11 protein-coding genes and 1 tRNA gene are annotated in these 14,345 nt (G+C 60.8%); 1 reads left to right on the forward strand and 11 read right to left on the reverse strand.

The features are described 5' to 3' along the window. Window positions 1–10 precede the first annotated feature (10 nt). The 11 genes from DW003_RS05510 to DW003_RS05560 all read right to left on the reverse strand — a co-directional run bounded on the left by DW003_RS05510 (window position 11) and on the right by DW003_RS05560 (window position 13,117). Window positions 11–940 (reverse strand): YcjF family protein, encoded by a 930-nt coding sequence (locus DW003_RS05510; RefSeq protein WP_118387990.1) that lies wholly within the window; start codon window positions 938–940, stop codon window positions 11–13. 18 nt (window positions 941–958) lie between these two features. Next, window positions 959–2,185 carry an FtsW/RodA/SpoVE family cell cycle protein gene (locus DW003_RS05515; RefSeq protein WP_055249988.1) on the reverse strand — a complete coding sequence of 409 codons (1,227 nt, stop codon included), beginning with the start codon at window positions 2,183–2,185 and terminating at the stop codon, window positions 959–961. Window positions 2,186–2,194: 9 nt separating this feature from the next. After that, window positions 2,195–4,264: a penicillin-binding protein 2 gene (gene mrdA / locus DW003_RS05520; protein ID WP_055249986.1), complete on the reverse strand. Its 2,070-nt coding sequence runs from the start codon at window positions 4,262–4,264 to the stop codon at window positions 2,195–2,197. 13 nt (window positions 4,265–4,277) lie between these two features. Next, window positions 4,278–4,844 carry a hypothetical protein gene (locus DW003_RS05525; protein ID WP_117583249.1) on the reverse strand — a complete coding sequence of 189 codons (567 nt, stop codon included), beginning with the start codon at window positions 4,842–4,844 and terminating at the stop codon, window positions 4,278–4,280. Window positions 4,845–4,855: 11 nt separating this feature from the next. Further along, window positions 4,856–5,797: a rod shape-determining protein MreC gene (gene mreC / locus DW003_RS05530; protein WP_117564242.1), complete on the reverse strand. Its 942-nt coding sequence runs from the start codon at window positions 5,795–5,797 to the stop codon at window positions 4,856–4,858. Between the two features lie 78 nt (window positions 5,798–5,875). After that, entirely contained in the window at window positions 5,876–6,907 is a 1,032-nt protein-coding gene (locus DW003_RS05535) for a rod shape-determining protein (protein WP_006236061.1), read from the reverse strand. Between the two features lie 127 nt (window positions 6,908–7,034). Further along, window positions 7,035–8,339 (reverse strand): tetratricopeptide repeat protein, encoded by a 1,305-nt coding sequence (locus tag DW003_RS05540; protein WP_233545521.1) that lies wholly within the window; start codon window positions 8,337–8,339, stop codon window positions 7,035–7,037. 11 nt (window positions 8,340–8,350) lie between these two features. Continuing rightward, window positions 8,351–8,893 (reverse strand): peptidylprolyl isomerase, encoded by a 543-nt coding sequence (locus tag DW003_RS05545; protein WP_055249980.1) that lies wholly within the window; start codon window positions 8,891–8,893, stop codon window positions 8,351–8,353. A gap of 107 nt (window positions 8,894–9,000) precedes the next feature. Continuing rightward, window positions 9,001–10,143, reverse strand: coding sequence for a zinc ribbon domain-containing protein (locus DW003_RS05550; protein ID WP_158550965.1), 1,143 nt, complete (start codon window positions 10,141–10,143; stop codon window positions 9,001–9,003). A gap of 103 nt (window positions 10,144–10,246) precedes the next feature. After that, the gene (locus DW003_RS05555) at window positions 10,247–12,964 is read right to left on the reverse strand and encodes an HAD-IC family P-type ATPase (RefSeq protein WP_118094273.1); all 2,718 of its coding nucleotides are present in this window, start codon (window positions 12,962–12,964) and stop codon (window positions 10,247–10,249) included. Between the two features lie 76 nt (window positions 12,965–13,040). Then, a tRNA-Arg gene (locus DW003_RS05560) sits at window positions 13,041–13,117 on the reverse strand. A 204-nt stretch (window positions 13,118–13,321) separates the two neighbouring features. Here DW003_RS05560 and aroF point away from each other — a divergent pair. After that, entirely contained in the window at window positions 13,322–14,344 is a 1,023-nt protein-coding gene (gene aroF / locus DW003_RS05565) for a 3-deoxy-7-phosphoheptulonate synthase (protein ID WP_117773552.1), read from the forward strand. Window position 14,345 lies beyond the last annotated feature (1 nt).

Consider the following 14,345-nt stretch of genomic DNA (forward strand, 5'->3'; position numbering starts at 1 on the left):
CGGAAAACCCCTAAGCAGTGAGATCGGATGCGTCTTGGTAGGACGCCATAGGACGGGTAGCACCCGCGACCGTGGTCACCAGATCGCGAACGCGGGAGAACGTGGCAGTGACCACCTCGTTGGCACGGCTGTAGTCGACATCGCGCTCGTAGAGCGAAACGAGCGCACGGCCCATGCCATAGGTGCCCGCGGCAGCAGTGAGCGCCTTGACGGCAAACCCAATATGCGGCGTCTGCTTGACGAGCGCGCGGGTGACCGCGCGGATCACAAGACCGCCGGCAAGCACGCCCGCGACCTCGTAGCCGCGCTCAGGCTTAATGCCGCGTCCAAAGACGGCAGCGAGCTCAAAGAGCATGCCCACCTGCGCCAGCGCCATAACGGGATAATCGGCGCCCGGCAAAAACACCAGCGCACCGGTCGCCATATTGGTGAGCGCGCACGAGGTGATGATACGATTAGCTGCCGCGATGCGCATAAAGGCAAAATTCGCCGCAAAAGCCGTTTCCTTGTCGGTGCGATCGAGAATCCAGCGGGCAAGCGTCTCGAGCAGATACGTCTTATCGGTTGCCGCCACCACGCCGAGCATGGGCGTGGATTCCTCGATAAACGGCACCTCCACAGCAGACTCGGCAAGCACGCACACGGGGGCGCCGGCGATCACGAGCTCCTGCACGGCACTCTCCAAGCGGTCGGAGCCGCACGAGAGCACCAGCACCACATCGGTATCGGTCTTTGGAGCAATTCGCTCCTCCCCCAGACGCTCGACGCGCACAATGCCCGAGGTCGTCTGCGGCACAAAGGCGTCACGCACCGTCTCGGCCAGAAAGCGCGAGGCGGACGAATCCAAATAGACCGAGACGCGCACCGGCGTATCGGAATCCTTCTTAACGGACGCGCCCATCTTAAAAGCGCGGGTCAGCTTATCTACGGGAATTTTCATAGCAAACCCCTCCAGCGGTTACGCGGCGCCCGAACGATGCCGCCATATGGATTGTACGATACCCACCGTCAGCAGCTGAATCATCATCGAAGACGAACCGAAGCTAATAAACGGTAGCGGAATACCGGTAATCGGCATCATGCCAATGCACATGCCGATGTTTTCGAAGGTCTGGAACGCCCACATGCCAACGATGCCCACACACGATAGGCGCAAGAACAGCGACTCACACTTAAAGGCGACGCGAATCGTCGAAAAGATCAGCAGCACGTAGAGGCACAGGAGCAAAAAGGAACCGCAAAAGCCAAAGGTCTCGGATAGGAAGGCGAAGACAAAGTCGGTGTGGAACTCAGGAAGAAAGCCGCCGGCCGACTGCGTCGCATGGCCCAAACCCTTACCAAAGAAGCCGCCCGAGCCAACGGCGATAAGCGACTGCTGCAGGTTGTAGGCATCGTCCGAATCGGCATTATCGGGGTCGATAAAGACCGTCAGGCGGTTCATCTGATACTGCTTGATGAGCACATCGTGGCCGAGCAACGAATCAAAGACCGAATCGAGCGCCAGGACGAGGGCCACCAGGCCCACAAGCAGGGCCAGGGTCGACAGCACCCATTCGCGGCGCGCACCGCTCATGCAGATGACGATGGCGCCCGAGACCAGCACGACCAGGCCCGAGCCCAGGTCGCCCATGGCAACGACGGCCAAAAACGGGATGGACAGCATGCCGCAGAGCTTGACGTAGTCGCGAACGGTATCGATGCGGCCGTTATACTGCGAGCCAAGCGTGGCGATAAAGAAGATGGTGATGAGCTTGGCAAGCTCGACCGGCTGGAATGTCAAGCCGATACCGGGAATCTTGATCCAGCCTGTCATGCCCAGACCGCCCGTATAGGACAGACCCGGAATCTTGGGCGAGAAGATCACGATCAGGTCGATGACGAGCAACGCCGTCGAAAAATTGGAAATACCGCGCAGATCGGTACGCCAGACGAGCACCGCAAGCACCGCGCCAATGCCAATGCCCAGCAGGTGGCGCGAGAATGAGGCGTCGGCCTTAAACTGTGACGCCGACCAAATAATGATGGCGCCATAGGCAACGAGCGCGACGGTAGCCAGCAGCACACCGATATGCACCTTTTGGCGAAACGTACCGCGCGAGGCCGAAAGTTGCTTGTTGACGCGGTCCAGGCTGCTGCGAGAGCCGGTCTTGGTTGAACGGAACAGATCCGCAGGAGAAAAATCCATCGCAACCTCCTATCGAACCGAAGAATCGCCCGAGGCCGAAGAGGTATCGGGCTCGTCATAAATCACGCCGAGCACGTCGCGCACGACATGCATCGCGGTATCCGAACCACCGCCGCCCTGCTCCAGGACAGTAGCGATGACATACTTGGGATCATCGGCCGGTGCATAGGCGCAGAACCACGCGTATTCGTCCTCGCCGCTTTTCTCGCCCGTGCCCGACTTGCCGTACACCTGCGGCGTCAGGGTGCCAAAGTGAGCCGCCAGGGACGTCGATGCCGTGTAAATCACGTCGTGCATGCCGTTGCGAACAAGAGTCAAATCCGAATCGCTGTTGATCTTGGCCTCCAGGCGCTTCTTCTTGCCCTTGCCGTTGTACTTATAGGCATCGCCGTCGCCATCGCGCGACACGGCAGACAAAAACACGTGAGGCACGTACTGTTTGCCGCCGTTGGCAAGACCCATATAGGCGCACGCCATCTGCAGGGGCGTCACCAGGATGTCGCCTTGGCCGATGGCAATGTTGGTCATATCGCCGGCATTCCACTTGCGGTCCTCGGCAGAGGCGTCGGTAAAGTACGACTCTTTCCACTCGGCATCGGGAATACGGCCCGCGCCCTCACTCGGCAGATCGATACCGCAGGTCTTGCCTAGGCCCCAGCGACGAAAGACCTCCTGCAGGCCCTCGGAATGTTGCTCGTCATAAAAGAAGGCCTTGCCCATGTCGTAGAAGACGGGGTCGCACGAGTTGGCGATACCCGACTGCAGCGTCATGGTGCCGTGGCCAGACGTCAGCCAGCAGCGCTTGCCCCAAGCCTTGCCCAGGCCCGTCCAATAGCCCGTGCAGTTGGTTGTCTGCGTTGAAGTGTAGGTTCCAAACTCAAGACCGGCCAGTGCCGAGAGCGGCTTGATGGTCGAGGCCGACATGTACTGTCCGCTAATGGCGCGGTTGAGCAGCGGGTGCGAACCCTTGTCATCATTGAGCTCGGTCCACACGTCATTTGAGACGCCGCCGATAAAGACGGACGGATCGAACTTGGGCTCGCTCGCCATGCCCAGGATCTCGCCATTGTTGGGATCGAGACACACCACAGCGCCGTTGCCGGCATTGCTGTAGCCAGTGGTCTTGGCAAGCTCGATGGCGCTCGCCAGCGCCGTCTCACAGGCCTGTTGGATCTTAAGATCGAGCGTGAGCTTAATGTCGGAGCCGGCCTTGGCGGGCACGGCGCCGGCCTGACCGGTCACATTGCCCGAGGCATCGACCTTGACGGTCTGCTCGCCACGAATACCCTGCAGCAGGTTTTCGTAGTAGCTCTCAACACCCGCCTGGCCCACGATATCGCCCGACTGGTACGTAATCCGGCCAGCAGAAGCATCATCATCACCAGAGGTTTTCTTATTCTGGGCCTCGAGCTGCTCGGAGGTAATGGTGCCGGTATAGCCCAAGATATGGCATGCCGTCTCGCCATATGGATACTGGCGCTCGGTACGCTCGGCAATCTTGACGCCCGGGAACTCGCCGGCGTGCTCCTGAATATAGGCAACCGTGGAGCGACGGACGTCCGTCGCGATGGTATGCAGGCTCTGAGCGCCCTCGGAATTGTCCTGAATATTGCGCAGCACCGCCACGTAGGGCATACCGAGCACGTTGGCAAGATGGCGAACCAGAACCTCATCCTCGGCAAGGTCGCGGTAGGCCACGACAGCAAGTGAGGGACGGTTCTGGACAAGCGCCACGCCATTGCGGTCGAGGATGCGGCCGCGCACAGCGGGTGTGGTAACGGTGCGCGTCTGATTGCTATTAGCCTGCTTTTCGTAATAGTCCGACGAGACCATCTGCATGCCCCACAGCTTGACGGCAAGCGCCGCGAACATCGCGCCCACACCCGTGGTGAGGATGGAGAAGCGGCCCTTAAAGGCGGTCGCCGCGGTATTGCCCTCGCCCTCGGTGGCGCGCGGGGCCGTCCCATGCTGCGTATCGTAGGTAAAACGAGAATCGCCGCGACGCATGATGACCAGTGCGACCACGATGGCCACAACCAGCACGATACCGGCGATAATAACCGTCATCTGGGAAGACATCTACGAGCCTCCCCTATTTGAGCTTACGGGTCTTGGGCTTAAAGCGCATGCCCGTCTGGCGTCCGCCACGTGCGGAGAATCCATAACCGGACTGCGGCACGACGCCGGACATCAAAAACGGAATGGCAACCAGACCCGTCAGGATCGAAGACGGCAGCGCATGGCCGAAGATCGCCACGACAAAGCTCGTCTCCAAACCCATAAACAGCAAGATGATGCTGTAGATCACATTAATGACGAACGCGAAGGCGCCCACCGTGATGCCGCGCGCACTCGGGGCACCGCCCGTCTGACCGGCAGCGCTATGCACCAGGGCAAAAGAACCCACGGTCAGCAGGAGCGACATAACGCCCACCGGCACGGCAGCGGAAAGGTCATAGAACAAGCCGCTGCAAAAACCGCACACGACGGCACGGGTCGGGTCGCCCGAGAACACGCTTAGGCACACCAGGATAATCATAAAGTTGACGCGACCGCCCGCAATGGAGATCTGCGGTGCCAGGCCTGCCTGCAGCAGCACGCACACAATGGCGGCGATTACAAACGTGCGGGAGCTCATCCCCTGCTCGTGTAGGTCCATGGACATGCCCCCTATTCGCTCGAGCCGGAATCGGTCGTCTCGGACGTGTCGGAACTGTCATCCGGGCTCTCGTCCTTCGTCTTGGTCGCAGCATCGCGCGACGTTCCCTGCGGCGTGCTGTTGGCCGTGTTCACGTCCTCATCCGAGGCCGACTGTTCGTCGGTCAGCGAGGTAATGACCAGCACTTCCTCGTTGTTCTCGGCCGTCGTCTGGGCGCGCACCACAATGGTGTAGTACACGTCGTTAGCCGATTTCTCAACAGACGAGACGGTGCCGAGCGGTAGACCCTTGGGGAACACACCGCCAATGCCCGAGGTCACGATGATGTCGCCAACCTTAACGTCGGAATCGACGCTCACGTACTCAAGACGCAGCGTGCCGTCAGCCTGACCCTGCAGCATGCCCTGGGCGCGCGTGTCCTGCACCATAGCGGACACGCCCGAGTTCTCATCGCCAATCAGGCGCACGGTGGACGTCTTGGCCGAGACCTCGATAATCTGGCCTATGACACCGGCAGAACTCGTCACAGGCATGTTGATGGTAAGACCGTCGGCAGAACCCTTATCGATGGTGACGGTCGAGGTCCAGGCATCGCCCGAAGCGCCGACGATACGAGCTGCGGTTGATTTGAGGTTGTAGGTCGACTGCAGGCCGACCAGCCCCTCCAGTCGCTCGGCGGTCTTTTGAGCCTCGGAGAGCTCGGCAACCTTAGAGGTCAGTTCCTCGTTTTGCTTCTTAAGCTCGTCAAGCGTGTCCTGCGACGCCGTAAGGTTAGAGAACACGTTTCCGATCGCATTGAAGGGAGCCGCCACAGCCGAGCCCACAAAGCGCACCGGCGAGGTAATCGTCGTCACGCCCGAGCGCACGGCATGAATCGGTCCTGCCTCGCCCTCCCGAATGTAAAACGTGAGCAGCAACACCGAAATCAGGCTGAAAACAATCAACGGGCGCATACCCGTTGATTGTCGCTTGGTATTCAGATTTGTGGAGAAACCCGAAGATCGTGCCAAATGGAATCCACCTTTTGGAAATTAAGCATTGGTCTGGACGAAGCCGCCATCAAACGCATTGGCCTCGAGCACGCGGGCACAGCCGTTAACGACGTTATCGAGCGCCGTGGGGCTGACGTTGACCGAAACACCGGTCTCATCGCGCAGGCGCACGTCGAGACCGCGCAGCAGCGCGCCGCCACCGGTCAGCAAAATGCCGTAGTACATAAGGTCCGAGGCAAGATCGGGAGGCGTAGCGTCGAGTGCGTCCTTGACGGCCTTGGCCATCTCGTCGAGCGGCTTGTTGAGCGCGCGACGAATCTCCTCGCTCTCGATGCGCACGGTCTTGGGCAGACCGGTGATCACGTCGCGGCCGTTGACCTCAACGTCGAGCTCGTCCTTGAGCGGCACGGCGGAACCGACCTTGATCTTGATGTCCTCTGCCGTACGCTCGCCGATGGCCAGGTTGTAGGCATCACGAACGTGCGTGAGGATGGCCTGATCGAACTCGTCGCCGGCAATACGAATGGACTGCGAGACGACGATGCCGCCCATAGCGATAACGGCGACCTCGGTGGTACCGCCGCCGATGTCGATGACCATGGAGCCGGTGGGTTCCTCGACGGGCAGGTCGGCGCCGATAGCGGCTGCCATAGGCTCTTCGATCAGATAGGCCTGGCGGGCCCCGGCCTGGATCGTGGCCTCAAAGACAGCGCGCTTCTCAACCGACGTGACACCGGAGGGAACGCAGACGACAACACGCGGACGCGGAGTCCACGGATAGCGCTTCTCGGACGCCTTATCGATAAAGTAGCGAAGCATGGCCTCGGTAACATCGAAGTCGGCGATGACGCCGTCCTTCAGGGGACGAACGGCCACGATGTTGCCGGGCGTACGGCCGAGCATGCGCTTTGCTTCGATACCGACCGCCAAGATGCGCTCGTCGTTCTTGTCGATGGCGACAACAGAGGGCTCGCGAATGACGATGCCCTTGCCGCGCACGGAGACAAGCGTATTTGCGGTGCCGAGGTCGATGGCAAGATCGCCCGCATAGCTACCGAAGAACATATCCATCAAAGAAAACAACGCAACTCCTGATGTGTTGGATGATTGCTGGAAAACTACTAGCTCATCATACTAGCGCAAGCCCGGCACCTCACTTGCGGTGAAGCGCCGGGCAAAGCTAAATCCCATAAGGTCACTACTGGTTGTCAGCAGCCGAGAAATCCATATCGAGCGAAGAAACGGTCCAGCCGATATGGTTGTCGGAGCGCACGAATTTGACGGTGTACTCCTGCTCGCCGCCCTTGGAAAGCGATGCCTTCACCTTGGCGGTCGTCTCGGTCATGGACTGATCCATGCCCTCGACGGACACGGTGGCACCCTGCGGAATCGAGGAGATGATCATCGACTTAGCGTCCTCGGACAGACTCGAGGCCAGGCAAGACTCGGCCTTTGCGGTGTCACCGTCACCGGCAGCCTGGAACAGATCGGTAACGACAGACTCCTGAGACGGGAAGCCAAAGCCGCGCGCGTAGGCAAAGCCCAGACCGCCCGCGGCGATCAAAATGAGCAGAAGCAGCACGATGAAGACTTTGAGACCCGTGTGGCGATGGCGACGACGGACCTTGGCCTGCTTACGATCCTGACGGTCCTGCTGGACCATCTCGGACTCGGACAGCGTAAAGAAGCCGGTGTCCGAGGGATCGGGCATAAACTGACCGGTCGCGCCCGTAGGATCGAGCGGATCGACGGCAGGAGCGTCCATCGCGGGCGCCGGAGCCGTGGCCATAGCCGTCTGGGCAGACAGCGCGGCAAGCGAATCCTGCACGCGGGCAAGCTCATCGGCCTGCTCGGAGGTGAGCTGGTAGATGCCATCGGCAGTAGCGGCGTTAAAGGCATCGAGTGCGTCGGAGGGACGGCCGGCGGCAGAAAGCGCCTGACCCATGCCGGCGTTGAGCGCACGCGTGTCGTCGCGGGGGCCGGCAAAGTCGATAGCCGTGCGGTAGGTCTCCACGGCATCCGCCGGACGGCCGAGCTTAATGAAGCAACGACCGAGCTCGCCGAGTGCGGCGGCAGGAGCCGGATTGGCGCCATCGATGGCAGCCTGACGGAAGGCGGTTCCCGCGTTGGCATAGTCGCCCGATTGGAACAGCGCATTGCCCAGGCCCAGATAGGCCTTGAACGGCGTGGCATAGGAAGCATCCTGTGTAGCAGCAGAGAACGCCTGGGCGGCCGTCGTGTAGTCGCCCACGGCGGCGAGCGCCTTGCCGCGGTTGGTGAGCAGCGCGCCGCGCTTGCCGTAGGTGCCGTCGTTGAGGGCGGCGGCATAGGCCTCGGCGGCCTCGGCATACATGCCAAGGTGCATCAAGGCGTTACCACGAAGGTGATCGGCCTCGCCCATAATCTCATCGGGAGTTTTTGCCGCCCCAAGCATCTGGGCTGCAGCGGAAAAATCACCCGCGCGGTAAGCGGCGCGGCCCTGTTGGATCAGCTGGCTATTCAAGGAAGTCCCCTTTACTCGTGAACGATCTCGACATGGACGATCTCGTCGCCGGCACGCAGCTGCGAAATCACATCGAGACCCTCGACCGTGGTACCAAAGACGGTGTAACCGGAATCGAGGTTATGCTGGGCACCCAGGCAGAAGTAGAACTGCGAACCCGCGGAATCGGGGTCCATGGAGCGTGCCATGGCAAGGGCGCCATCGACATGGCTGTTGCGCGGATTGGTGGCAAACTCGCCCTTGATGCAGTAGCCGGGGCCACCGGTACCGGGCATACCGTCGGGGCCCTCAAGACCGGCAGCGACGTCGGCGCCGGACATGTCGCGGGTATTGGGGTCGCCGCCCTGGATAACAAAACCGGGCACATAGCGATGGAACTTAAGGCCATCATAGAAACCCATCGTGGAAAGCTCGCAGAAGTTCGCGACATGAATGGGAGCGCCCTCGCCGTCAAACTTGACCTTGATGGTACCCTTCGACGTCTCGATTACGGCGCACTCGTCGCCGACAAGCTGATACTCGGGCGTGTAGAGCTCTTTCTTAAAACCAAACATGTGGTTCCTTCCTCGTGCGTTTAAAGCATATTTGTACGAATTGTAGCAATAAGCACGGGCTTACATCAATTGCGTACGTAGGTTATGCCGACTATGGCGAACTAGTTTTAGGAACGCTGCTGCGGCTTCCAGGAACCCACATTGGCATCGTACTGGTTCAGCGCGCTATTGCCGCCCTGCGCGATGGGCGCCAGGATCTCGCTTTGGTGGGAACTCATCGACTCGCCATCGGGAATGGCCAGCGAAATATCCCAGCTCTGGCAGATCACGTCGACGCGCTCATACATCCACTCGGCAAGCTGCTTTAAGTGGGCGATGTCATCCGCATAGACCGAATCGTCCTGGTACTTAAGGTTGTTGAGCTCATCTTGCGTCTTTTTGATCTGGTCGCGCAGGGCGTAGGCACTCTGCGACAGCTCCTGACGGGTGGACAGCGGCGTTCGGAGATAGCCGTTGTTAAAGGAATCGATGACCTCGCCGATCTGGTCTTCGTCAGCGTAGGACACGATGGTCTGATACAGACCGTCGAGCCTGGTATAGAGCTGATCATCGGTGAGCACGGTTTCTTCCTGGACCACCTCGGCAGAATCGCCCTGCTTGGTATCGTCCTCAGTCGCCTCGCCCTTTTGGCGCGTGGGGAAGGTGGTTTGTGCAGCTTGGCCAAACTGGTCGTAGAAGCCGGGCATAACACCCATGGGATCGGTCGTCACGAACCAATAGGCACCGCCGCAAACGACGGCAAGGACCGCGATGACGATAAGCGGCTTGGGAATATGACGCTTGTGCTTGTGATAGGCGTCCTCGTCGGGGTGCACCTTGCGCTTGGGTTTTTGAGCATCGTCATGCAGGGAAACGGGCATGGGAATATCGACCTTGGGGATACCGAAATCCTTATCGAAAGCCGGCAGCACGCAGGTCTCATTGGGGTCGGCGGCGTCCGAAAGCACCGCAGCGGCAGAGGCCGGCGCATGCGGCACCTCGGTATCGATCTGCTCTTGCGTTAGGCGCGGAAAGCCCGCCGTGCGGCCCGCTGCCAGGTCGGATGCGGCCGCGTCCTCGGAGAGGATACCCGGAGCGGGGCGTCCGCATTTGGGGCACGTACGATCATGCGGAGAAAGACGGGCACCGCAGCCCTCACAGAACACGAATTCGGTGTGCTCGGGACCATCGCCCGGACCCACATAGGCGTTGCAGTAGGGGCAGAACGAGGCGCCGTCCTCGATGGTCTTAAGGCAATGCGGACAGATCACGGCATCCTCTTTTCGAAGCAATTCAAACAATCGAGGTTAGAGCATAACATCGCCAAGGCCCCACAGGAGCAAGGCACCAATTCAACATCGCCAGGGCGCGTAGTTACTTCTTCTTTTTGCTCGGCATCGAGACTTTGATGCCTTGGGCGGACTTGGTTACGCGGGAGCGCTTGACTCCGGTACTCTTCTTTTTCTTGGGCTGGGCCTGGGCCACGCCCTCGAGTGCGCGGGCCTCGGCCTCACGAACGGTGCGAGCTTCGCGGCGCTGCGCCATGTCGGCGGCGACGCGCTTGGCAAAACGCTCGGCCGTCGAACCCGTCGAGCTCACCTTGCCGCCACCGCGACCCAAGCGGACGCGCACACCGCGGCCAAAACCAGTTGCGGCATGACGACGACGCGGCTTGAGCGAATCCATCATCGTGGCGAGCTTAAAGAACACCGAGCAGGTGATGACCACGATGACAGCCAAGATAACCATCTGGCCCATCGACAGGTTGGCAATAGACAGCAGCTTCGGGAATCCGATAACGCCCGTCAGGATGCCGGCAACTACAAACACAAAGAGCGCCACACGTAAGGGCGTGAGGGGCTGCGAGATACGCCAGATCAGGCTGACACTCGCCGCGCACGACGTAAGTAGGCACATCGTAGACAGCGTGAGCTGGTTAAAGCCGAACACGCGCGCCACAAAGATATCGAGCGCCGCGGCCAAAATGACCGCAAGCGACGCCGGCAGTGCCCGCTTGAGCACGTTCGTCAGGAACGACCCCTTCACGCGAGCATTGTTGGGCTCCAGGCCCAACACAAAGCCCGGCGCGCCAATGCAGAAGAAGTTGATGAGCGTCATCTGAATCGGCTCGAAAGGGTACGGCGGCAGTGCGATGCACAGCGCCGCCAGGCCCATCGAGAACAGCGTCTTAGTCAGGAACAGCGAAGCCGAACGCTGCAGGTTGTTGATGGAGCGACGGCCCTCGGCCACCACGGCGGGCATCGAGGCAAAGTCGTTGTCGACGAGCACGATCTCGGCCACGTTACGCGCGGCATCGGAGCCGGCCGCCATGGCCACGGAGCAGTCGGCCTCCTTGAGCGCCAGCACGTCGTTGACGCCGTCGCCTGTCATGGCCACGGTGTGCTCGCGGCGCTTGAGCGCCTGCACGAGCTCGCGCTTCTGCTGCGGGGTCACACGACCAAAGACATGGTAGCGGTCCACTGCGGCATCGAGCTTGGCCGGCGTATCGAGCGTCGTGGCGTCCACATAAGCGTCCGCCCCCGGCACGCCCACCACGCGCGCGATCGACGACACCGTACGCGGGTCGTCGCCACTGATCACGTTGAGAGTCACGCCCTGCTCGTTAAAGTAGCCGATGGTCTCGGCCGCCGAGGTACGGATCTCGTCGCGTATGGTCACAAAGCCCACGGGCTCGGCCTCGCCCACCATATCGCCATCGGGCGTAAAGCCGTCAACGCGCGCCACCACGAGCACGCGGCAGGTATCGGCAAGCTCGGCGACACGGTTCTCGACCTGGGCAAACGCACGATCAGAGAGCACAAACTGCGCCGCACCCATCACATATGAGCCCTGTGCAAACGACGCGCCGCTCCACTTTTTGGAAGACGAGAACGGAATGACCGACAGCGGCTCGGACACCTCGACCGGACGGTCGGCGTAATAGTTGAGCAGCGCCTGACAGGTCTCGTTGGCATCGGCCGAGGTCGCACGTGCGACGTTAGCCAGCGCAAAATCGAGCACCGTGGTATCGACGGGAACGGCGGCGTCGCCCTCCCCCGCACCCATACCCTCGACCGGCAGCGGATAGGTACCCTCGACCTCCATGCGGCCCGACGTGATGGTGCCCGTCTTGTCCAGGCACAGCACGTCGACGCGCGCGAGCGTCTCAATGCAGTAGAGCTGCTGCGCGAGTACCTTGCGGCGGGCCAGGCGCACCGTGGCGATGGCGAGCACCGACGAGGTCAGCAGCACCAGGCCTTGCGGGATCATGCCCAGCAGGGCGCCCACCGTGGACAGCAGCGCCGACGAAGGCACATGACCAGCCAACAGCTCGGAGAAGCACCACGAAAGCGCGCTATTGCCTGGGGTTCCCGCGGCATCCCACAGCTCGCTCACGCTCGAGGCAAACAACGCCAAACCGAGCGGGATCATGATGATGCTCGCAAAGCGCACGATGGCGTTAAGCGCGTTCATGATCTCGGAATTGACCTTTTTGACGTACTTCGCCTCGTTATTAATTTTGGCCACGTAGTTGTCGGCGCCGACATGGATCACGCGGGCGCGCAGCAGGCCCGAGTCGATAAAGCTGCCGCTCATGAGCTCGGAACCGGGCTGTTTCTTAATGAGGTCGCTCTCACCCGTCAGCAGGCTCTCGTTCACGAGCGCCTCGCCCGAAACCACCACGGCGTCAGCGGGAATCTGGTCGCCGCGCCCCAGGCGGATGATATCGTCGAGCACGATCTGGTCCAGGTCGAGCTCCACCTCGGCGCCGTCGCGCACCGCAATGGCCTTCTTGGAGGTCAGCAGCGTGAGCTTATCGACCATCTTCTTGGAACGCATGGACTGGATGACGCCAATAGCAGTATTGAGGAACACTACGAACAGGAACGTCAGATTCTTAAACGAACCGGTCAAAATGACTAGGAACGCCAAAATCACGTTGATCAAATTGAACAGCGTGCAGAGGTTCTCGATGATGAGCTCTTTGACCGACTTGGTCTTGAGCTCCATGTTGCGGTTGATCTTACCGGCGGCGATGCGCTCCTCGACCTCGGCGGTCGAGAGTCCGCGCTCGATATCCGTTGCTGCCATACCACGTCCCATCACGTCGCGTCGGTATAAGAAAAACCGCCCGGACCATGCGAGGTTCGGACGGTCTCACGTTCGATGGTGCCCCATGTTGGATTCGAACCAACGGCCTTCTGCTCCGGAGGCAGACGCTCTAATCCCCTGAGCTAATAGGGCCAACGTTTGGCATTATACCCAAGTGCACCACGGGCTATCAAAATAAAAGAAAAAGCTTTGCAATTCCGAGGAAGACGCGGCTCAACGGCCCACTTTAGAAGGCAAAAGCGAGTCAGATAGTATAAACTCTCATGCACCATATGTACACGGCTCGCGATGCGGGCCGTTTTTGCAAGGGTTATCCATCGAGGTGAGAGGCACACCATGATTGCAATTTTAAAAGAGAGCGCCAGCGACGAGGCCGTCAGCCATATCGTCAGCTGGATTGAGAAAAAGGGCCTGAAGACCGATGTCTCGCGCGGCGAGAATGAGACGATCATCGGCCTGGTGGGCGATACGACCAAGATCGACCCGTTCCTGCTCGAGTCCATGGATGTCGTCGAGCGCGTGCAGCGCGTCTCCGAGCCGTTCAAGCGCGCCAACCGCAAGTTCCACCCCGAGGACTCCGTCATCGACTGCGGCCACGGCGTCAAGATCGGCGGCGATCAGTTCCAGGTCATCGCCGGCCCGTGCTCCGTCGAGGGCGAGAACCTCATCCGCATCGCCCGCCGCGTGAAGGCCGCCGGTGCCACGATGCTGCGCGGTGGCGCCTACAAGCCCCGCACTTCCCCGTACGCCTACCAGGGCATGGGCCCCGCCGGTCTGGACCTGCTGTGCGAGGCGTCTGCCGAGCTCGACATGCCGATCGTCACCGAGATCATGGACCCGCGCGACGTGCAGGTCTTCCTGGACAAGAAAATCGACGTCATGCAGATCGGCGCCCGCAACGCACAGAACTTCCCCCTGCTCAAGGAGGTCGGCAAGACCAAGACCCCGATCCTGCTCAAGCGCGGCATGTCCGGCACCGTCGACGAGCTGCTTATGGCAGCCGAGTACATCATGAGCGAGGGCAACGACAACGTTATCCTGTGCGAACGCGGCATCCGCACTTTCGAAACCCGTACTCGCAACACCTTCGACCTTAACGCCGTGCCGGTGCTGCACCATCTGTCACACCTGCCCGTCGTCGCCGACCCCAGCCACGCCACCGGCTACACCCGCTACGTTGAGCCCATGGCGCTCGCCGCGACTGCCTGCGGCGCCAACGGTCTGGAGATCGAGGTCCACGACGACCCAAGCCACGCTTGGTCCGACGGCGCTCAGGCCCTCACCCCCGACCAGTTCGACGACACCATGCGCCGCATCCACGCCATCCGCGAGGTCGTCTGCCAAGAGACCATGGAGTAGC

It is taken from the genome of Collinsella sp. AF36-3AT (assembly GCF_003475205.1).
In the GTDB taxonomy this organism is placed as follows: Bacteria; Actinomycetota; Coriobacteriia; order Coriobacteriales; family Coriobacteriaceae; genus Collinsella; species Collinsella aerofaciens_AF.